19 protein-coding genes are annotated in these 20,668 nt (G+C 74.8%); 7 read left to right on the top strand and 12 right to left on the bottom strand.

What is annotated here, in order from left to right:
• Positions 1-22: 22 nt before the first annotated feature.
• From ACI78R_RS11000 to ACI78R_RS10975, 6 genes are all read right to left on the bottom strand, one after another.
• On the bottom strand, positions 23-1,285 hold the full coding sequence (locus ACI78R_RS11000; protein WP_073419711.1) for an ABC transporter substrate-binding protein: 1,263 nt from the start codon (positions 1,283-1,285) through the stop codon (positions 23-25).
• The gene (locus ACI78R_RS10995; RefSeq protein ID WP_457040737.1) at positions 1,282-2,388 is read right to left on the bottom strand and encodes a branched-chain amino acid ABC transporter permease; all 1,107 of its coding nucleotides are present in this window, start codon (positions 2,386-2,388) and stop codon (positions 1,282-1,284) included. Before ACI78R_RS10995 ends, ACI78R_RS11000 begins: the two co-directional genes overlap by 4 nt.
• Positions 2,388-3,269 carry a branched-chain amino acid ABC transporter permease gene (locus tag ACI78R_RS10990; RefSeq protein WP_073419710.1) on the bottom strand — a complete coding sequence of 294 codons (882 nt, stop codon included), beginning with the start codon at positions 3,267-3,269 and terminating at the stop codon, positions 2,388-2,390. The genes ACI78R_RS10995 and ACI78R_RS10990 overlap by 1 nt, the downstream gene beginning before the upstream one ends.
• Before the next feature lies 1 nt (position 3,270).
• Entirely contained in the window at positions 3,271-3,981 is a 711-nt protein-coding gene (locus ACI78R_RS10985) for an ABC transporter ATP-binding protein (protein ID WP_073419709.1), read from the bottom strand.
• Positions 3,968-4,726, bottom strand: a complete 759-nt coding sequence (locus tag ACI78R_RS10980) for an ABC transporter ATP-binding protein (protein WP_245794435.1) — start codon at positions 4,724-4,726, stop codon at positions 3,968-3,970. Before ACI78R_RS10980 ends, ACI78R_RS10985 begins: the two co-directional genes overlap by 14 nt.
• A 189-nt stretch (positions 4,727-4,915) precedes the next feature.
• Positions 4,916-6,136 (bottom strand): MFS transporter, encoded by a 1,221-nt coding sequence (locus ACI78R_RS10975; RefSeq protein WP_457040736.1) that lies wholly within the window; start codon positions 6,134-6,136, stop codon positions 4,916-4,918.
• A gap of 349 nt (positions 6,137-6,485) precedes the next feature.
• Here ACI78R_RS10975 and ligM point away from each other — a divergent pair, with 349 nt between their 5' ends.
• Positions 6,486-7,886, top strand: a complete 1,401-nt coding sequence (gene ligM, locus ACI78R_RS10970; RefSeq protein WP_073419706.1) for a vanillate/3-O-methylgallate O-demethylase — start codon at positions 6,486-6,488, stop codon at positions 7,884-7,886.
• A gap of 304 nt (positions 7,887-8,190) precedes the next feature.
• Positions 8,191-9,549, top strand: coding sequence for an aminomethyl transferase family protein (locus ACI78R_RS10965; protein WP_457040735.1), 1,359 nt, complete (start codon positions 8,191-8,193; stop codon positions 9,547-9,549).
• A gap of 66 nt (positions 9,550-9,615) precedes the next feature.
• On the opposite strand, the gene ACI78R_RS10960 is transcribed toward ACI78R_RS10965, so the two are convergent.
• From ACI78R_RS10960 to ACI78R_RS10935, 6 genes are all read right to left on the bottom strand, one after another.
• Entirely contained in the window at positions 9,616-10,473 is an 858-nt protein-coding gene (locus ACI78R_RS10960; protein ID WP_073419704.1) for a class III extradiol dioxygenase family protein, read from the bottom strand.
• The gene (ligA, locus tag ACI78R_RS10955) at positions 10,466-10,834 is read right to left on the bottom strand and encodes a protocatechuate 4,5-dioxygenase subunit alpha (protein ID WP_336026241.1); all 369 of its coding nucleotides are present in this window, start codon (positions 10,832-10,834) and stop codon (positions 10,466-10,468) included. Before ligA ends, ACI78R_RS10960 begins: the two co-directional genes overlap by 8 nt.
• A gap of 50 nt (positions 10,835-10,884) precedes the next feature.
• A complete protein-coding gene (locus ACI78R_RS10950; protein ID WP_457040734.1) occupies positions 10,885-11,163 on the bottom strand; it encodes a muconolactone Delta-isomerase family protein in 279 nt (92 codons plus the stop codon).
• A gap of 1 nt (position 11,164) precedes the next feature.
• Complete coding sequence (locus ACI78R_RS10945; protein ID WP_336026238.1) at positions 11,165-11,896, bottom strand: alpha/beta fold hydrolase; 732 nt, start codon at positions 11,894-11,896, stop codon at positions 11,165-11,167.
• Between the two features lie 176 nt (positions 11,897-12,072).
• A complete protein-coding gene (locus tag ACI78R_RS10940; protein ID WP_073419700.1) occupies positions 12,073-12,735 on the bottom strand; it encodes a response regulator in 663 nt (220 codons plus the stop codon).
• Complete coding sequence (locus ACI78R_RS10935) at positions 12,732-14,333, bottom strand: ATP-binding protein (protein ID WP_457040733.1); 1,602 nt, start codon at positions 14,331-14,333, stop codon at positions 12,732-12,734. The genes ACI78R_RS10940 and ACI78R_RS10935 overlap by 4 nt, the downstream gene beginning before the upstream one ends.
• Positions 14,334-14,602: 269 nt before the next feature.
• On the opposite strand from ACI78R_RS10935, the gene ACI78R_RS10930 reads away from it, so the two are divergent.
• The 5 genes from ACI78R_RS10930 (at position 14,603) to ACI78R_RS10910 (ending at position 20,643) form a co-directional block, all read left to right on the top strand.
• Positions 14,603-15,466, top strand: a complete 864-nt coding sequence (locus ACI78R_RS10930; protein ID WP_073419698.1) for a methylenetetrahydrofolate reductase — start codon at positions 14,603-14,605, stop codon at positions 15,464-15,466.
• 107 nt (positions 15,467-15,573) lie between these two features.
• Positions 15,574-16,470: a bifunctional methylenetetrahydrofolate dehydrogenase/methenyltetrahydrofolate cyclohydrolase FolD gene (gene folD, locus ACI78R_RS10925; RefSeq protein ID WP_457040732.1), complete on the top strand. Its 897-nt coding sequence runs from the start codon at positions 15,574-15,576 to the stop codon at positions 16,468-16,470.
• The gene (gene pabB, locus ACI78R_RS10920; RefSeq protein ID WP_457040731.1) at positions 16,470-18,266 is read left to right on the top strand and encodes an aminodeoxychorismate synthase component I; all 1,797 of its coding nucleotides are present in this window, start codon (positions 16,470-16,472) and stop codon (positions 18,264-18,266) included. The genes folD and pabB overlap by 1 nt, the downstream gene beginning before the upstream one ends.
• On the top strand, positions 18,263-19,147 hold the full coding sequence (gene folP / locus ACI78R_RS10915) for a dihydropteroate synthase (RefSeq protein WP_457040730.1): 885 nt from the start codon (positions 18,263-18,265) through the stop codon (positions 19,145-19,147). The genes pabB and folP overlap by 4 nt, the downstream gene beginning before the upstream one ends.
• On the top strand, positions 19,144-20,643 hold the full coding sequence (locus ACI78R_RS10910; protein ID WP_457040729.1) for an aldehyde dehydrogenase family protein: 1,500 nt from the start codon (positions 19,144-19,146) through the stop codon (positions 20,641-20,643). The genes folP and ACI78R_RS10910 overlap by 4 nt, the downstream gene beginning before the upstream one ends.
• Positions 20,644-20,668 lie beyond the last annotated feature (25 nt).

Here is a 20,668-nt window from a genome sequence, read left to right as displayed (position 1 = left end):
GCCCCCGCTCGTCATGCCGGGCTCAGCCGAAGGACTCGACGGTGTCGTAGCCCCGGCCGTTGTACTTCTGCACCACGACGCTGGACACCGCGGGCTGCCCGTCCTGCGTGGTGTCGACCGACGTGCCCGGCAGCATCAGCGGCGCCTCGTAGCCCTGGATGCCGCGCAGCGCCTCCATGAAGCTGTCCCGGGTCGGCTCCTCCATCTGCGTGAAGGCCTGCTCGAGGGTGGCGCCGACCATCCAGCTCCACTGGCAGTGCGGGAACGCCGGGGGCTCCGGGTAGTCGCCGTACTCCGCGAGGGCCGACAGGTAGGTCTGCACGTCCTCGTCCTCGGCGAAGGCCGGGCTGGCCGGCGCCTTGGCGAAGGACACCGAGTAGATGCCGGGGAACGCGCCGCCGCCGCCGGGCTCGAGGACCGCGCCGGGGCTGGAGGTGTTCGAGGGCAGGAACCAGCTCGGCGTCCAGCCGAGCTGCTGCGCCTTCTGCAGCGCGCCGACCACGAGCGGCACGAGCGACATGGCGTTGAAGATGACGTCCGCGCCGCTGTTGGCCAGCTCGGTGATCTGCGCGTCGACCGAGGTGTCGGTCGCCTCGTAGGTGAGCTCGTCGACGATCTCGATGTTGTCCGCGCCCTCGACGGCGGCCTTGAAGCCCTCGACGTAGCCCTCGCCGTAGTCGTCGTTCTGGGACAGGATCGCGACCCGGTGCTGCTGCCCGGAGGCGGCCAGCAGCTCGCCGAACGCCTCGCCCTCGTTCTGGTAGATCGGCACGAAGCCCAGCTGCCAGGGGCTCTGCTCGGTGTCGCTGAAGATCGGGTCGCCGGTCATGATCAGCGCCTGCGGCACCTCGTCGGCGATCGCCGCGTCGCGCCAGGCGCGGTTGGTCGGCGTGCCCAGCCCCGCGGTCATCGCGAAGACCTCGTTCTTGAGCTGGTCGTAGTTCGCCGCCGCCTGCTGCGGGTCGTAGGTGTCGTCGAGCGCCTCGATCTCGACCGTGCGGGTCTGCCCGTCGCCGAACTCGATCCCGCCCTCGGCGTTGCGCATGCCGAAGTAGGCCCGCACGCCGGCGACCGTGCAGGTGCCCGGGCCGGCCGTCGAGCCGCTGAGCGGGGTGGTGATGCCGAGCGTCACCGAGTCGTCGGTGATCCCCGGGCTGGGCGCCCCCTCGGCGGTGTCGCCACCGCGACCGGCGTCGGTGGCACCGCCACAGGCGCTGAGCGTGACCGCGAGCGCCGACGCCACGGCGATGCCGAGCGTCCTCCGCGACCGGACGTGTCCGTTCATGCGTGCCCTTGCCTCTCTGTCTGGGGTCGCTCCGCCGCGGTGGCCGACCCGGGGGTCGACGACGGAGGGGTCGGTGGCGCGGCGGAGCCGCGGCCGGCGGGAGAGCGCCGCAGCCGGCGCGCGAGCGCACGGGGCAGCGACACGAGGCCACCGGGGAGCAGGAACAGCACCAGCAGCAGGAGCGCGCCCTGCAGCAGCGACGTCAGGCTGGGGTCGACGGCGTTGGTGAGGTCCGGGACGACGACGTAGAACACGCCGCCGAGCAGCGACCCGGCGATGCTGCCGGCGCCGCCGATGACCATCGCGACGAGCAGCTCGATCGAGTGCCCGAAGCTCATGGTCTCCGGCGACGTGTACTGGACGACGACCATGTACAGGAACCCGCTGACCCCGCCGATGAGCGACGCGATGGTGAACGCGAGCACCTTGTACCGGTAGGGCGAGATCCCCATGGACGACGCCACGTTCTCGTTGTCCTTGACGATGGCGAACGCCCGGCCGTACTTGCCGCGGACCAGGTAGGCGGTCAGCAGGAACACCACGCCGCCGATACCGAGCACCAGGTACAGCTGGAACTGGTCGTCGTAGAGGCCGCTGCCCTCGGGCGCGTCGGTGAAGCGCGCGGACAGGCCCTGGGAGCCGCCGGTGAACTCGCTGAGCCGCTTGGCCAGGGGCACGCCGACGATGGGCAGGGCGATCGTGACCATCGCGATGGCCAGGCCGCCCAGGCGGGCGGCGGCCAGCGCCACGAGCAGGCCGGCGACCGCGGGGAGCAGGCAGGCGAGCACGAAGACGAGGACGACGTTCCAGCCCTGCTGGACGCCGTAGGCGGTGACGTAGGCGCCGAGGCCGAGGAAGAAGATCTGCCCCAGCGAGACCTGGCCGGTGTAGCCCATGACCACGTTGAGCCCGAGCACGGCCACGGCGAAGACCCCGATGCGCGCCAGCGTGTCGTTGAACGACTCCGTGCCCACCAGGGGCAGCACGGCGAGCGCGGCGAGCAGCAGCAGCGGTGCTCCCCAGCGCACCCACGGCGTCTGCCGGAGGGACCGCGCCGGCGGGGGCGGGGTGGAGGGGGTCGGGGTGTCCAGGACTCGGGCCATCACACACGCACCACGGTCTTCCGGCCGAACAGGCCCTGGGGTCGGACGAGGAGGACGACGAAGATCAGGATGAACGGCACGGCGACCTTGAGGTCGAAGCCGATGAAGCCGACGTAGACCGCGGCGAGGTTCTCGAGGACGCCGATGATCCATGCCGCGACGACGACGCCGACCGGGCTCGTGAGACCGCCGAGGATGACGGCGGCCAGCGCGTAGACCAGGGCGTTGTCGAGCATGCCGGGCGTCAGCGTGAGCTGGGGCGCCACGAGGGTGCCGGCGACCGCGCCGAGCGCCGCCGCGAGCCCCCAGCCGACCATGAGCAGGCGGCCGACCGGGAGGCCGCTGAAGGCCGCCGACTGCGGGTTGATCGCGACCGCCCGCAGCGCGAGGCCGATCTTCGTGCGGACGAAGAGGACCTGCAGCAGCACCATCGCCACGACGATCACCGCGGTCGTGCCGAGCGAGCGGATGCTCACCGAGACGCCCAGCAGCGACACCGTGTCGAGGGGGAACAGCGAGGGGAACTGCTGGTTGTTGTAGCCCCAGATCCAGCCGGCGACGCCGGTGACCAGGGTGAGCAGGCCGATCGTGACGACCACGGCGGTGTCGGGGTCACCGCGCTCGAAGCGCCGGATGAGGTAGCGCTCCACCACCGCACCCAGCACGAACGAGACCAGGATCGCCGCGACGATGGCGAGCCCCACCGGGAGCCCCTGGTTGGTGAGCACCCAGGCCACGTACGCGGCCAGGACGGCCAGGCCGCCCTGCGCGAAGTTGATCAGGCCGGTCGCGGAGTGGACGAGCACGATGGCCAGCGCGAGCGCGGCGTACACCGAGCCGGTCGACAGGCCGTCGACGACGAGCTGGACGAACTTCTCCATGTCAGCCTCCCAGGTAGGCGCGACGGATCTCGTCCATGCCCTTGAGCTCGGCGGACGTGCCCGTGAGGACGGTCCGCCCGGTCTCGAGCACCGCGGCGGTGTCGACGAGGGTGAAGGCGAGGTTGGCGTTCTGCTCGACCACGAGCATCGCGATCCCGGACTCCACGCGCAGGCGCCGGATCGCGTCGTAGACGGTCTTCGCGGTGCTGGGCGCCAGCCCCAGGGACGCCTCGTCGAGCAGCATCAGCCGCGGCTTGGACATGATCGCCCGGCCGACGGCGAGCATCTGCTGCTCCCCGCCGGACAGGGCGGAGGCGTTCGACCGGATCCGGGCCTGCAGGTTGGGGAACAGGTCGAGGCAGTAGTCGATGTCGCGCTCGACGCCCTTGGCGTCCTTGCGCAGGTAGGCGCCGACCCGGAGGTTCTCCCGGACCGTGAGGTCGCCGAGCGTGCCGCGCCCCTCGGGCACGTGCGCGATGCCGAGGGCGGCGACCTGGTCGGGGCGCAGGCCGCGGACGTCGCGGCCGTCGAAGACGATCCGCCCGCCGGCGCGGACGGTGCCGCTGATCGCGCGCAGCGTGGTGGTCTTGCCGGCGCCGTTGGCGCCGAGGATGCCCACGGCGCCGCCGTCCGGGACGGTCAGCGAGACGTCCTCGAGCACCTGCACCGGGCCGTAGGCCGCGGTGACCCCCTCGAGCTCAAGCAGCGTCATCGGCGGCGGCGTCCTTCCCGATGTAGGCCTCGATCACGCGGGGGTCGGACTGCGCCTCGGCGGCCGTGCCCTCCATGAGCTTCGCGCCGTGGTCGAGGACGACGACGCGGTCGGTGAGCGCGGCGATGAGGCCCATGTGGTGCTCGACGACCACGACGGTGATGTCGTCGTCGGTGCGCAGCCGACGGACGGTGGTGATGAGCTGCTCGACCTCGCCGTGCGACAGGCCGGCGGCCGGCTCGTCGAGGAGCAGCAGGCTCGGCCGCATGAGCAGCGCCCGGCACAGCTCCACGCCCTTGTGCAGGCCGTGCGAGAGCTCGTCGGCCGGCAGGTGCGCCGCCCAGCCGAGGCCGTTGCGCTCGAGCAGCGCGAGGGCCTCCGCGCGCAGCTCCCGCTCGGCCCGCCGGGTGCGCGGCGTGCGGAAGGCCCACTCCAGCGCCCCGCCGGGCAGCCGCGTGTGCGCCCCCAGCAGCACGTTCTCCAGCACCGTGGCGCGCAGCTGCAGCGCGGGGTGCTGGAACGTGCGGGCCAGGCCGTGCTTGGCCAGCGTGGCCGGGCGCGCGCCCTGCACCTCGGCGCCGTCGATGAGCACCCGCCCCGACGTCGGCCGGTAGTGCCCGCTGATGCAGTTGAACAGCGACGTCTTGCCCGCGCCGTTGGGCCCGACGAGCCCGAGGATCTGGCCCGGCTCGACCGCGAAGCCCACGTCCTGGAGCACCGTGACACCGCCGAACCGCAGGCTCACGTCCTGCAGCGTCAGCCCACCCGCCATACCCGCATCTCCCGCCATTGGGTGTTGCTCCGGTGCGTGCGCCGCAACGTACGGACGGCCTCGGGGGATTGTCAACGATCTGATCTGAAGGTCGTGTCCACGGTCGTATCGCGCCGGCCCGGCCCCTCCCGCGGGCGCGCGCGGCCCCGCGCGACCCCGCGCTCAGGTCGCCCGCGGGTCCCGCGGCAGCAGGGACGCGCCGGTCGCGACCAGGCCGGACACGCCCACGAGCACCGCCGCCTGCGGCGCGCCGGAGCCCAGGCCCGCCCCCACCGCGACCACCAGCGGCGGCCCCAGCAGCTGCCCCACCGCGGACCCCTGGGTCACCAGGCCGATGGCGGCGCCGGCGGACCGGGTGCCCCCCGACACCGCCGCGAGCCCGGCGAACAGCGCGGCCGGGACCACCCCGGAGACCCCGGAGAAGGCGACCGCCGCGGCGATCCGCACGCCCACCGGCAGCCCCGGGTCGAGCACCCCCCACACGGCCAGCGCCATGCCCGCGCACCCGCCGGCGACCACCCACCGCAGCGGCACGCCCCGGTGCAGCAGGTAGGCGCCGAGGACGTTGGCGGGCGCGTTGACGAGGAAGACCAGCGCGCCCACCCACCCGGCGTCGGCGACCGAGAACCCGGCGTCGGCGACGAGCGCGGCCGGGAACAGCCCGACCACGGCGAGGTACTGGGCGGCGTAGAGGGCGAAGACCGCCGCGGTGAGCACCACGGTCGGCGAGCGCAGGGCACCGAGCAGCCCCGCGGACGACGGCCGCCGGCGCTCCCCGACCGACGGCACCCAGCGGGCGACCACCGCGAGCGCGACCGCCGCGACGCACCCGTCGGCCACCGACGCCCCCCGCCAGCCGACCAGCCCGATCGCGACGGGCACGAGCAGGGCGGCCAGGCCCGACCCGACGGGCATGTACGCGCCCCACGTGCCGGCCACGAGACGCCGCTGCCCCGGCGCGGAGACCTCCGCGAGCAGCGGCGGTGCGGCCAGGATGACCAGGACCAGCCCCAGGCCCTCCCCCACCCGGGCCACCATCAGCCCCGCGAGCGAGTCGGCCAGCGCGCCGCCGAGGTCGGCGGCGACGATGGCCGCGAGCCCGAGCCGGACCTGCCGGCCGAAGCCCAGGCCCTGGCCGAGCCACCCGAGCAGCGCCCCGCCCGCGGCCCCGAGGGCGCTGACCGTCGACAGGTACCAGGCCGCGGTGCCGGGCCCGAGCCCGAAGGAGTCCGTGAGCACCGGCAGCGCGGCCGCCGCCCCGCCGATCTGCGCGGCGGCGACCACCCCGGCCCCGAGCAGGGCCGCCACGGCGGCCCAGGAGGTCCGGCCGGGACCGGGGGCGGCTCCCGGCGGCTCCCGGCGGCCGAGCGGCCAACGCGTCACGGGCTGCTCCCTCCACGGGCCGGTCCCCTCGGGTCCGGTCCTGCTGCGGTCCGGACCCGCGCCAGCCTCACCCACCGCCCGCGCCCGCGCCGGGCCGGGGGCACCGACGCGCGGTCGGGTACGTCAAATGACGCGGGCCCCCGGCCATCCGACGCACGACGCTCCCGCCGGATCGGCCGGGGCCGGGTGACGGATGACTGTGTGCTGGGCCACAGCAGGCGGCCTAGGCTCGACCCGCGACGGTGCCGGGACCGCGGTCCCGCGCGTCCAGGGGCGCCCGCGGGGACACCGGGCACGGCCCGGCCCTCCGCCGGCCCGCGGCAGGAACAACCGACGAGAACGGACCGAGATGACTGCGAAGAACCTCCAGGAGCTCCTGGACCAGAGCGGCGACACCGTGGGCCTGCTGCGCAACTCCCAGCTGGGGGCCTACATCTACCCGGTCGTCCCCTCCGAGTTCACCAACTGGCGGCGGGAGCAGAAGGCGTGGCAGGAGACCGCCGTGCTCTTCGACCAGTCGCACCACATGTTCAACCTGTTCATGCGCGGCCCGGACGCGCTCAAGCTGATCTCCGACAGCGGCATCAACAGCGTGGCCAACTTCCCGGTGGACATGGCCAAGCAGTTCGTGCCCGTGACGCCCGCCGGCAACGTCATCGGCGACGGCATCCTCTTCCACCTGGCCGAGGAGGAGTTCGTCTACGTCGGCCGCGCGCCGGGCGCGAACTGGCTGCAGTTCCGCGGCGAGACCGGCGGCTACGACGTCGAGATCCGCAACGACCCGCGGTCGCCGTCGCGGCCCTACGGCAAGGCCGTCACCCGCGACCTCTGGCGCTTCCAGATCCAGGGGCCCAACGCCTGGCCGATCATCGAGAAGCTGAACGGCGGCACCGTCGAGCAGCTCAAGTTCTTCCGCATGAGCACGATGACGATCGCCGGCGAGACGGTGCGCACGCTGCGCCACGGCATGGCCGGCGCGCCGGGCCTGGAGATCTGGGGCCCGTACGAGAGCTACGACCGGGTCCGGGAGGCCATCCTCGAGGCCGGCCGCGAGTTCGGCATGGAGCCGGTGGGCTCGCGCGCCTACTCGACCAACACCCTCGAGTCGGGCTGGATCCCCTCGCCGCTCCCGGCGATCTACACCGGCGAGGAGCTGCGCCCCTACCGCGAGTGGCTCGGCGCCGACAGCTACGAGGCGACCAACGCAATCGCCGGCAGCTTCGTGTCCTCCGACATCGAGGACTACTACACCAACCCGTGGGAGCTCGGGTACGGCTCCTTCGTCAAGTTCGACCACGACTTCGTCGGCCGGGACGCCCTCGAGGCCCTGGACAAGGACGCGCAGCGCCGCAAGGTCACCCTCGAGTGGAACTCCGAGGACCTCGCCAAGCTGCTCGCCAACCAGGTGGAGGACGCCCGCTACCAGTTCTTCGACCTGCCCAACGCCAACTACGGGTCGTCGAACTTCGACTCCGTCCTCGACGCGGACGGCACCGTCCTCGGGGTCTCGATGTTCACCGGCATCTCGGCCAACGAGAAGAAGGGCCTGTCGCTGGCGACCGTCAGCCCGGACGTCCCGCACGGCGCCGAGGTCCGCGTGGTCTGGGGCGAGCCCGACGGCGGCAGCCGCAAGACCACCGTCGAGCCGCACGAGCAGTTCGAGGTCCGCGCCATCGTCAGCCCGGTCCCCTACGCGAAGATGGCCCGGGAGACCTACCAGGGCGGCTGGCGCACCAGCGGGCGCGCCTGACCCGCACCCCGCACCGACCGGCGTGGCCGGGTGACGATCCCGTCGTCACCCGGCCACGGCCGTCTCCGGCCCCCGGCAGGGCGAGGCGAGGCAGGGCGAGGCGAGGCAGGGCGGGGTGACGGCTACGTCACATGTCGCGGCGCGGGCGGGCCGGTGTGGACGCCGGACAGCGTCATCGGAGTGATCCGCTGCACACCCCGCGCTCCCTAGCGTGGGCTGCGCCGCAGGAGGTGGGCCGGAGAGGCTCCGCGGCACCCCCGGGCAGGAGCACTCCTGCCGTCCCGCGACGAGAGGGTCCCCCGTCATGTCCACCGAGAGTCTGGCCGCGGCGCTCGCCCGCGCCGGCAGCCCGGTCGAGCTGCTGCGCAACCTGGCCTTCCCGCCGAGCACCTTCCCGGTCCGGCCCGAGTTCACGAACTGGCGGTCCGAGCAGCGGTCCTGGCTGGAGACCTGCGCACTGCTCGACCAGTCGCACCACATGACCGACCTGTTCATCGAGGGCCCCGACGCGCTGCGGCTGCTCAGCGACCTCGCCGTCAACACGTTCGCGAACTTCGGCGTCGGCCGGGCCAAGCAGTTCGTCGCCGTCGCCCCCGACGGCCACCTCATCGGCGACGCCATCCTCTTCCACCTCGAGGAGGAGCTGTTCGACCTCGTGGGCCACCCGATGGTCATCGACTGGGTCACCTTCCACGTCGAGCGCGGCGGCTACGACGTGAAGGTGGAGCGCGACGACAACTCGATCGTGCGCCGGTCCGGCCCGCCGCGGTTCTACCGCTACGAGCTGCAGGGCCCGACCGCCCCCGCCCTGATGGAGGCGGTGCTCGGCACCGCGGTGCCGGAGGTGCGCTTCTTCTCGATGACCGAGTTCACCGTCGCCGGCCGGCGCGTCCACGGCCTGCGGCACGGCATGGCCGGCCAGCCCGGCTTCGAGCTCTTCGGCCCCTGGGAGGACGGCGAGGCCGTCCTCGACGCCCTGCTGCGCGCCGGGGAGGACCACGGGCTCGTCCGGGTCGGGTCGAAGGCCTACTCCACCGCCAACCTCGGCTCGGGCTGGGTCCCCGCCCCGCTGCCGGCCGTCTTCGGCGACGACCCGCTGCTCGCCGAGTACCGCGAGTGGCTCCCCGTCACGAGCGTGGGCTCCCTCGGCGGCAGCCTCGACTCCCCCGACATCGCCGACTACTACCTCACCCCCTACGACGTCGGCTACGGCAAGACCGTCAAGTTCGACCACGACTTCGTCGGCCGCGAGGCCCTCGAGCGCCTGGCGGAGGCGGCCCCGCCGCGCACGAAGGTGACGCTGGTCTGGGACGCCGAAGACGTCACCGCGGCGGTCGGCTCGCTCTACCGGCCGGGGCCGGGCGCCAAGTACATCGAGATGCCCAAGGCCCGCTACGCCACCCACCACGAGGACGTGGTGCTCAAGGACGGGCGGCCGGTGGGCATCTCGCTGGACTGCGGCTACCTCGCCAACGAGCGCGAGATGGTCTCCCTGGCCACCGTCGACACCGCGCTCGCCGAGCCGGGCACCGAGGTCGTCGTCGTCTGGGGCGAGCGGCCGGTGTCGGCGAAGCCCGCGGTCGAGGACCACGTGCAGGTCGAGATCCGCGCGACGGTCGCCCCGTGCCCGTACGACGCGCGGGACACCTACCGGTCGCGCTGACGGCACACGCGAGGAGGCCCCCCGGGACGTCGTCCCGGGGGGCCTCCTCGTCTCGGGGCGCGGCGGTCAGGCCGGCCGCGGCGCCCGGTTCTCGAACAGCGCGATGCCGGCCGCGGTGTTGGACGCCGGCACGAAGTAGTCCGAGTGGACCTTCGTGATCTGCTCGTCCATCGCCCCGCGCATGACCAGCCACATGATCAGCTCGATGCCCTCGGAGCCCGCCTGCCGGATGAGCTCCTCCCGGGACATGGCCGCCAGCCGCGCCGGGTCGGTCTCGATCGCCTGCATCCACAGCGCGTCGAACTCGGGGTTGATGAACCCCGCCCGGGCGCCGGCCAGCTGGTGGGACATCCCGCCGGTGCCGAGGACGCCGACCGTGAGGTCCTCGGGGAAGCTGCGGATGGCCCGCCCGAGCGCCTGGCCGAGCGCGTAGCAGCGGGCCGCCGTCGGCTGCGGGTACTGGATGACGTTGACCAGCAGCGGCACCACCGGGCAGGGCCAGGCGTCGCCCGGGTCGGGGGTCCACACCGACAGCGGCACGGTGAAGCCGTGGTCGACCTGCAGCTCCTGGAAGACGGTGAGGTCGAACTCCTCGTCGACCAGGCTCTCCACCAGGTGCAGCGACAGCTCGGGGTGCCCGACGACGTCGGGGACCGGGCGCCGGCCGAAGCCCTCGTCGGCGACCTCGTAGCGCTCGGCGGTGCCCAGCCCGAACGTCGGCACGAAGTCGAGGTCGATGCCGTTGGCGTGGTCGTTGTAGACGACGATCGCGACGTCGGGCCGGTGCTCGGCCAGCCAGGCGCGCGCCGGGGCGTACCCGTCGAAGAGCGCCTTCCAGTTCGGGTCGTCGGTCTTCCCGCGGTCCATCGCGGCGCCGATCGAGGGCACGTGCGAGGTCGCCAGGCCCCAGATCACCTCAGCCATCGCGGCGGCCTCCCGCGCGCATCGCGGCGAGGAAGTCCTCCTCGCCCATGCCGGTGAACACCCCACCGAGGTACTGCATCGACCGGCCGTCGATCATCGCCAGCTTGTAGACGTAGAAGATGCTGCCGCCGAGGTCGATCATCGCCTGCCAGTCGCGGTCGAGCACGGCCCGCTCCTGCTCGGCGCTCAGGCCGAACTCCCGGCAGTATGCGGCCTCGTCGGCGGCGAACCGCTCCCGCGCCTCGGCGTGGCGCAGGCTCATGAACAGCCGGTTCATGCGCAGTCCCCGCCGGCTGCTGTCGCCGTCGAAGACCGGCGTCCCCGGCAGGTCCCGGCGTCCCGGGCCGGCGGTGGTGCCCATGGCCGTCGTTCCTCTCTCCCGTACCGGTGCCCGCGTCGCGGGCGCCTGCGTCACGTCCGCTCCTGGGGGTGGGTGGCCAGCGCCTCGACGGAGACGTCGAGCCACGGGGCCATCGGCAGCGACATGAGCGCGTCGTGCAGGGCCACCGGGTCCTCGGCCTCGTACAGGCCGATGGTCGCGTTGCGCCCGGGGACCCGCCACAGCCGCTTGAGGACGCCGGCGGCGCGCAGCTCCATCGCGCGGGCGCGCTCCCCCGCCCGCAGCTCCTCCCGCCGCTGCGCCGGGGTGTCGGCCGGCAGCCGGTTCTCCGACCGGACCAGGAACTCCACGTCAGCCTCCTCCGCTGCCGCCCGGCACGCTGCCGGCGATCTCCGTGAGCACCGCCGCCAGCTCGCCGGGCGCGGTCACCATCGCCTCGTGGCCGGTCGCGATCTCGTGCACCGGCCACCCGAGCGCGCGGGCGCGGTCGGCCTGGGCGGCGAAGACACGCATCCAGTCGGTGCACTCGACGAAGGCCGCGGGCACGGCGTCGGCCGCGCCGGTGAGCCGCAGCGGGTCGGTGTAGGTCTTCCACGGGTGCGGGGTGAGCCGGGGGGTGAGCCAGTCGACGTCGGCCTGCTCGGTCACGCCGAGCACTGACAGCTTCCGCACCGGCACCAGCCAACCGAACCCCTGCTCGGCGGCCGACTGCGCCCAGTGGTGCTCGACCGTCTCCGGGAGCAGGTCGCGGGCGGCCTCGCCGTCGGCGCCCACGAAGGCGTCGAGGTGGACGCGCCGCGCGACGGCGTCCGGCCGGCGGTCGGCGACGGCGGTGACGACCTGGCCGGCGTAGCTGTGCCCGACGAGGACGACGTCGGTCAGCCCGAGCACGTCGATCAGCCGGACGACGTCCTCCACGTGCGTCTCCAGCCCCACGAGCGGGGAGAGCAGGTGCGCCCGCTCCGACAGCCCGGTCAACGTGGGGGCGTGCACCTCGTGGCCGGCCGCGCGCAGCGGGCGGGCCACCCGGTCCCAGCACCAGCCGCCGTGCCAGGCGCCGTGGACGAGCACGAACGTGGCCACGCTGCCCCTCCTCGTCGAGGTCGTCCGGGGCCGGATGTCCCCTGCCGCGTCCCGGCGGCACCCCACGCTAGGCACCCGGGGGCCGGGACGGATCCGTCCGATGTCACGGCCGCGCCACCGCCGCGGCGGGTGCGCGCTACGTCATCCGTCCCGGTGCTCCCCGACCGGGCCGCGGGTCAGCGCGGCTGGACGAGGCCCTCCTTCACCGCGAGCAGCGCGGCCTGGGTGCGGGAGGTGAGGCCCATCTTGGTGAGCAGGTGGCTGACGTGCGTGCGGGCGGTCCGCTCGCTGATCACCAGGTGCCGGGCGATGTCCTTGTTGGACCGGCCCTCGGCCACGAGGACGAGCACCTCCTTCTCCCGCGAGGTGAGCGCCCCGAGGCCGCTGCGGGGCGCCCGCATCTCCTGGGTGAGCCGGCGGGTGACCGCGGCGTCGAGGAACACCTCGTCGCGGACGGCCGCGCGCAGCGCCGCGTCGACCTCGGCCGGCCCGGCGTCCTTGAGCAGGTAGCCCGAGGCGCCGCTCTCCAGGGCCGCGTGCACGCGCTCGGTCTCCCCGAAGCTGGTCAGGATCACGACCTTGAGCTCGGGGAACCGGCGCAGCACCTCGCCGGTCGCGGTCACGCCGTCCATGCCCGGCATCTGCAGGTCCATGAGGACGACGTGCGGCAGCTCGCCGTGCGCCGCGGCGCGCGCCAGCTGGTCGAGCGCCTCCTGCCCGTCGCCGGCCTCGGCGGCGACCTCGACGTCCTCGAGCGCCTCGAGGTAGGCCACCACGCCGCGCCGCACGACGGCGTGGTCGTCGACGACGAGGACGCGGATGGGGTGCGGCGCGGTCACGGGGCGACCGTACGGTCGCCGGCCGGCGACGCGGGCAGCGAGGTCCGCAGGGGCAGGGTCAGCCGCACGGTCGTGCCCCCGGCCGCGGGGCGGCGCACCCGGACGGCGCCGCCCCACCGGTCCGCGCGCTCGCGCATGACCGTCATGCCGTAGCCGCTCGACGCGGAGTCGCCCGCGCCGGTCGGCACGGCGGCGCCGCCCGCGGCGTCCGCGTCGGTCATCCCCCGGCCGTCGTCGGTCACGTCGGCGACCAGCCGCCGCCGGCGGCCGCGGGGGCCGACGACCAGCCGGACGGTGATCGTCGAGGCGTCGGCGTGCTTGACGCTGTTGTGCAGCGCCTCGGCGAGCACCCGGTAGACGTCCTCCAGGAGGTCGCCGTCCTGCGCGGACAGCTCGTCGTCGGGGTCGTGCACGTCGAGCGCCACGGCGACCCCGGTGCGGGCGGTCGTGGTGTCGACCAGCGACTGCAGCGCCGAGTGCAGGCCGTCGCCGGTGGTGGCCGCCGGCCGCAGCTCCACGACCATGCCCCGGAGGTCGGCCAGCACGGCCTCGGCGCTCGTGCTGAGGTCGTCGGCCACCTGGGCCACCCGGTCCGGCGTGGGCGGCAGCCCCCGCTCCACCAGCACCCCGAGCGAGCGGGCCTGCATCATCATCGAGAAGACCTGCTGCACCACCGAGTCGTGCAGGTCGCGGGCGAGCTTCTGGCGCTCCTCCCGGCGGGCGACGTCGCGCTCGCGCTGGCGCTGCGCGGCGTGGTCGACGGCCATCGCCGCCTGCTCGGCCATCGCCAGCAGGAACTCCAGCTCGGTGTCGCCGACCACCTGCCCCGGCGCGTAGAAGGCGTTGAGGATGCCCACCGGCTCCCCGCGGGCGAGCAGCGGCACGCTGACGAACCAGTCCCAGCGCGGGTGGCGCAGCAGCTCGTGCAGGGGCGCCCAGGCCGGGTCCCGCATCGTCTGCTCGTACCGGTCGGGCACCACGAGCGGCTCGCGCCGGCGCAGCGCCTCGAGCATCTTGAGCTCGGCGCCCAGGGCGTGGCACTCCATGAGCCGGTCGAAGAAGTCGGCCGCCCGCCCGAAGCCCGCGGCGCCCATGACGTGCAGCCGGTCGCCGGAGGAGTTGACGGTGAGCACCTGGACGCCGGCGAGCGCGTCGGTGCCCGCCACCTCCTGCGCGAGCGCCTCGAGGGTGCCCACCAGCGAGCGCTTGGACGCCACGCTCGACGCCGCCTTGGCGATGGCCGCGAGGCGCCGCTCCCGCAGCCGGCTCAGGGTCACGTCCCGGAAGGAGACGACCCAGCGCTCCTCCCCGGGCACCGGGGCGAGCACGTAGGCGAACTCGCGCCGCTGCCCGGGCCCGGGCTCCCAGGCCACGGTCAGCTCGCCGGGCCGGGCGGCGGCGGGGTCGTCCGGCACCGGGAACGGCGACGGGGAGCCGGCGACGGCGTCGGGGTCGAGGCCGCACAGCAGCACCGCCGCGGGGTTGGCCTCCACGAAGCGGGCCCGGCCGTCGACCACCGCGAGGCCGTCGGGGGCGCGCCGCACCACCTCCTCCGCGGAGGTGATCGCGCCCGGTGCCGCCGGTCCTCCTCGTCGCACGTGTCGCTCCTCCCCGGCCGCACCTCCCGGGCCGTCCGTGACGCGGCTCACCACGGGGGAATGCTGACACGCCGGCACCGGCCATCGCCGCCCGCGGCGCGGCATCCCCGCACCGCCACCCGTCCGGGCCCGCCGACCGCGACGATTGACCCATCCGCTGCTGCCGATCCGGCCCCCGAGGTGCCGTCATGGCACCGTGCCCGGAGGGGCGTGGCGCAGGTCACGATGGACGACGGCAGGTTCCGCCCCACCGTCGGAGGAGAGACCACGTGAAGCGCTCGCTGGCCGTCCGGGACACGACCACCCGGGCCACGCTGCGGCACGCCTTCCAGGGCCTCGGCTACGAGGTGATCCCGTTCAAGAAGACCGAGCAGTCGGTCCTCGCGCACGTGCCGAAGGACGTCCGCCTGACCGTGACGGCCTCGCCGGCCAAGGGTCAGGACGCCACCATCGACCTCGCCGTCGCGCTCGCCGCGCACGGCTACTCGGTGGCCCCGCACCTGTCGGCGCGCCAGGTCCGCGACCGCGCGCACCTCGCCGACGTCGTCGACCGCTGCCGCGAGGCCGGCATCACCGACGTCTTCGTGGTCGGCGGGGACCCCACCGAGGACCCCACGGAGTTCCGGCACGCCCACGACCTGCTGGTCGCCTTGCACGAGCTCGACCACGGCTTCACCGACATCGGCATCGGCGGGCACCCCGAGGGCCACCCGAGCGCGGCCGAGGACGTCATGTTCCAGGCGCTCGTGGACAAGGCGCCGCTGGCCACGCACATCGTCACCCAGATCGTGTTCGACCCGGCGGCCATCCTGCGCTGGGCGCGGGAGCTCAGGACCCGCGGCATCGACCTGCCCGTGCACGTCGGCGTCCCCGGCGCGGTGCACCGGCAGAAGCTGATCCGGGTCTCCGGCGGCCTGGGCATCGGCGAGTCGGCCAAGTTCCTCAAGAAGCAGCAGAACCTGCTCTGGCGCTTCTTCGTCCCCGGCGGCTACAGCCCGGACAAGATCATCAAGGGCCTGGCCCCGCACATCGGGAAGCCGGACAACGCCATCGAGGGCTTCCACGTCTTCACCTTCAACGACCTCGAGCCGACCGAGGCGTGGCGCCGGCGGACGCTGGCCGACCTCGCCTGACCTCGCCTGACCTCTCCCGACCTCGCCGCACCTCATCGCCTGAGACGGCGGTCCACGACGCACGCGCCGGCGCGTCCCGCGCGGCCGACCCCCTGGAGGACAGCACGGTGACCGCACGGGTGATCGACGGCAAGGCGGTGGCGCGGCGGGTCCGCGAGGAGGTCGCGGCCGGGGTGGCGGAGCTGGTCGCCGCGGGCGGCACCGCCCCGGGCCTGGCGACCGTGCTGGTCGGGGACGACCCCGCGTCGGAGGTCTACGTCCGCAACAAGCGCCGGCTGTCGGTCGAGGCGGGCATGCGCGACCTGCACCGGCACCTGCCCGCCGACGCCGGCCAGGAGACCGTGGCTGCGCTCGTCGACGAGCTGGCCGCCGACCCGGCGGTGTCCGGGATCCTCCTGCAGCTGCCGTTGCCGGCCCACCTCGACGCCGACGCCCTCGTCGCCCGCATCCCCGCGGCGAAGGACGTCGACGGCCTGACGACGGACAACGCCGGCCTGCTCGCCCAGGGCCGGCCGGGGCTGCGCCCGTGCACGCCGGCCGGGGTGATGGCGCTGCTCGACGAGTACGAGGTCCCCCTCGCGGGCGCCGAGGCCGTCGTCGTCGGCCGGTCGGTGCTCGTCGGCCGGCCCATGGCGCAGCTGCTGCTGGCCCGCGACGCGACCGTGACGATCTGCCACTCGCGCACGCGCGACCTCGCCGAGGTGTGCCGGCGCGCGGACGTGCTCGTCGTCGCGGCGGGCATCCCCGGCCTCGTCGGCGCGGACGCCGTCAAGCCCGGGGCGGTCGTCGTCGACGTGGGCATCCACCGCGGCGAGGACGGGCTGCGCGGCGACGTCGACCACGACCCGGCCGCGGAGGTGGCGGGCGCGCTCACGCCGGTGCCCGGCGGGGTCGGGCCGATGACGATCGCGATGCTGCTCGCCAACACGCTGGCCGCGGCGCGGGCGCAGCAGGGCATCGAGCAGGGCATCGAGCAGGAGGTCCCGCGGGAGGTCCCGGCCTGATGGCCGCCCTCTGGGCACGGTTCGACGACCTGCGCGCCGGGGAGGCGCTGCTGTGCCCGCCGCCGTCCCGGGTGCTCACCGCGGTGCACCCCGACGAGGTCGCCGGGGTGCTCCGGGAGGTGCACGACGCCACGGAGGCCGGGAGCTGGGCCTACGGGTACGTCGCCTACGAGGCCGCCTCCGGCCTGGACCCCCGGCTGCCGGGCGGCCCGACGCCGCCGGGGCAGCCGCCGCTGGTGTGGTTCGGCCTGTGCGGCGAGCCCACCCGCGTCGAGCCGGTGCGGCCGCCCGCGGCCGCCGCTGCCCCGGGCCCGGCGTGGCAGCCCGACCGGACCGACGCCGAGCACGCGCACGCCGTCGCGGTCGTCCGCGAGCGGATCGCCGCGGGCGAGACCTACCAGTGCAACCTCACCGACCGGCTCCGCTCCCCCGCCGCCGGCGACCCCGGCGCCCTCTACGCCCGCCTCGCCCTCGCCCAGCGCGGCGCGCACAACGCCTACCTCGACCTCGGCCGGCACGTGGTCGCCGGCGCCAGCCCGGAGCTGTTCTTCGAGTGGGCGGGCGACGTCGTCCGGACCCGCCCGATGAAGGGCACCGCCCCCCGCGGCCGCACCACCGCCGAGGACACCGAGCGCAGCCGCGCCCTGCTCGCGAGCGCCAAGGAGCGGGCCGAGAACCTGATGATCGTCGACCTGCTCCGCAACGACCTGGGCCGGGTGGCGGAGGTGGGCAGCGTGGTGGTCGACGAGCTGTTCGCCCTCGAGCGCTACCCCACCGTCTGGCAGCTGACCTCGCAGGTGAGCGCCCGGGTGCCGGCCGGGACCACGCTGCTGGACCTGTTCACCGCGCTGTTCCCGTGCGGCTCGGTCACCGGCGCCCCGAAGCGGGCCACCATGCGGCTGATCGGGGAGCTGGAGCCGGCTCCGCGCGGGGTGTACTGCGGCGCCGTCGGCCTGGTCGGGCCGCCGTCGGCCCCGGTCCGGGCGCGCTTCTCCGTCGCCATCCGCACCGCCGTCGTCGACCGCGCCACCGGCGGGGCCGTCTACGGCGCGGGCGGCGGCATCACCTGGGACTCCGACCCCGCCCGCGAGCGGGCCGAGCTGCACGCGAAGGCCGCCGTCCTCACGCACGACGTCACCGAGCACCGGCTGCTCGAGACCCTGGCCCTCACCGCCGGCGGGGAGCTCCGCCACGCCGCCCGGCACCTGGCCCGGATGGCCGACTCGGCCCACTGGGCCGGCTTCCGCTTCGACGCGGCGGCGGCCCTCGCGGCGCTGCACCGCGCGGTCGCGGGGCACGCCGGGCCGGCCCGGGTCCGGCTTCTGCTGTCCCGCGACGGCGACCTCGACGTCGAGGTCGGGCCCGCGCCCCTTCCGCCGGCCGGGCCCGTGCGGCTCGCGCTCAGCGACGACCCCGTGGACGACGCCGACCCGTGGCTGCAGCACAAGAGCACCCGCCGCGACGTCTACCTGACCCGGGCGCTGGCCCACCCAGAGGCCGACGACGTCGTGCTGGTCAACCGCCGCGGCGAGCTCACCGAGACCACCACGGCGAACGTGGCCCTGCGGCTCGGCGGCCGGTGGTGGACCCCGCCGACCTCCTCCGGCTGCCTCCCCGGCGTCGAGCGGGCGCGGCTGCTGGAGCAGGGGCTGCTGGCCGAGCGGGTGCTCACCGTCGCCGACCTGCACGCCGCCGAGGAGGTCGCGGTGCTCAACTCGCTGCGCGGCCGGCGCCCGGCGCACCTCGTCCCCGCCCGCGAGCCGGCGGTGGCGGCGTCCCCGGGGGGCGGCCCGTGACCGCCGGCCGCTGCGTCGTCATGGGGGTCCTCAACGTCACGCCGGACTCGTTCTCCGACGGCGGCCGCCACGCCACCGCCGAGGCCGCGGTCGCGCACGGGCTCGCGCTGGCCGCCGACGGCGCCGACTGGGTGGACGTCGGCGGGGAGTCCACGCGGCCCGGCGCCGGGCGGGTGGACGCCGGGGAGGAGTGCCGCCGCGTCCTGCCGGTGGTCGCCGCCCTCGCGCGGGCGGGCGTCGCGGTCAGCGTCGACACGACCCGCGCCGCGGTGGCCACGGCGGCCCTCGGGGCGGGCGCGGCGATGGTCAACGACGTCAGCGGGGGCCTCGCGGACCCGGACATGGCCCGCGTGGTCGCCGACGCCGGCGTGCCCTGGGTGCTCATGCACCGGCGGGGCGAGAGCCGCGACATGGACGCCGAGGCCGCCTACGGGGACGTGGTGGCCGACGTGCGGCGCGAGCTGTGCCGGCGCGTCGACGCGGCCATGGCGGCGGGCGTGGCGGCCGACCGGATCGTCGTCGACCCCGGGCTGGGGTTCGCGAAGCTGCCCGGGCACGACCTCGCACTGCTGGCCGGGCTGGACCGGATCGCCGACCTCGGCTTCCCCGTCCTCGTCGGCGCCTCCCGCAAGCGCTTCCTCGGCGCCGTCCTGGCGCCACCCGGCGGGCCTCCCCCGCCGCCCGCCCGGCGCGACGCCGCGACCCTGGCCACCACCGTGCTGGCCGCCCGCGCCGGGGCCTGGGGCGTGCGGGTGCACGACGTCGCCGGCAGCGCGGACGCGGTCCGCCTCCTCGCGGCCGTGGACGCGGGGCGCCCGCTTCCCGATGCTCGACCGCACAGCACCCACCACGCAGGAGAAGGAAGGGATCGATCCGCATGACGAGCACGATCGACACGGCGGCCCCGGTCACCACGGGGCTCTACATCGGTGGCGAGGCACGGACCACGGCGGAGGTGCTCGAGGTCGTCGACCCGGCCCGGCCGGGCGTCGTCGTCGGCACGGCGGCGGCGGCCACCGCCGACGACGTCGCCGACGCCGTCGCGGCCGCCCGGTCGGCCTACCCCGCCTGGTCGGCGATGCCCGCGACCGAGCGCGCCGCCGCCATGGCCGCCGCGGTCGAGGGCCTGGCCGACGAGCGCGACGAGGACGCCCGCGTCCTCTCGCTGGAGAACGGCAAGATCGTCCACGAGGCCTGGGTGGACGCCCTGGTCTTCGAGATCCGGTGGCAGCTCGCGCTCTCCCTCGCCGACGAGGTGGAGGCCACCAAGGTGCTGCCGCCCGCGCCGGGGATCCCCGTGCAGACCACCGTCGCCCACCAGCCGCTCGGCGTGGTGACGATCATCGTGCCGTTCAACTGGCCGATCGCCATCCTCGCCGCGTCGCTCCCGCACGCGCTGCTGGCCGGCAACACCGTCATCGTCAAGCCGCCGCCGTCGACGCCGCTGGCCACCACCCGGCTGGTGCAGCGCGTGGCGGAGAAGCTGCCGCCCGGCGTGGTCAACGTGGTCACCGGCCGGGACAGCGAGATGGCCGGGCTGATCGAGGACCCCGCCGTCGCCAAGGTCTGCTTCACCGGCAGCGTCAACGGCGGCAAGAAGATCATGGAGATGGCCTCGCGGAGCCTCACCCGGGTCACCCTCGAGCTCGGCGGCAACGACCCGGCGATCGTGCGGGCCGACGCCGTCCTCGACGACGAGCACCTGGACCGGCTGTTCAGCGCCGTCTACGACACCACCGGCCAGATCTGCATGAACGCCAAGCGGATCTACGTGCACCGGTCCCGGATGGACGAGCTGGTGGCCGGCCTGTCGGCCCGGCTCGAGCGGACCGTGCTCGGCCACGGGCTGGCCGAGGGCACCACGATGGGCCCGCTCCACCAGCCGGCGCAGAAGGCCTTCGTCGCGGAGATCATCGAGGAGGCGAAGGACTCCGGGGCGACCGTGCTGGAGTTCGGCGAGCTCCCCGGCGGCGAGTTCGCCGAGGGCAACTTCCTGCGCCCGGCCGTCGTCGTCGACCCCGACCCGTCGCTGCGCGTCGTCACCCAGGAGCAGTTCGGCCCGGTCATCCCGGTGCTGCCCTTCGACGACGACGACGAGGCGGTCCGGCTGGCCAACGACACGTGGGCGGGCCTGTGCGCCTCGGTCTGGACCGCGGACGCCGACGCCGCCAACCGGCTGGGCGGGCGGCTCGAGTGCGGCTACGTCTGGGTCAACGACCACGGCGCGGCGCGGCTGGACCTGCGGGCGCCGTTCGGCGGCATGAAGTCCTCGGGCATGGGCCGGGAGCAGGGCATCGAGGGCGTCCGGGCGTTCCAGGACACCCGGTCGATCGCCCACGGCGCGGACGAGACCCGCGAGGCGGGGGCCGCGCACTGAGTCCCGCCGGGCCGGCGGTGCGCAC

This window comes from Geodermatophilus sp. SYSU D01106, from assembly GCF_054049995.1.
Note: the sequence above shows the minus strand (reverse complement) of the source record. Positions and strands in the feature narration are given on the sequence as shown.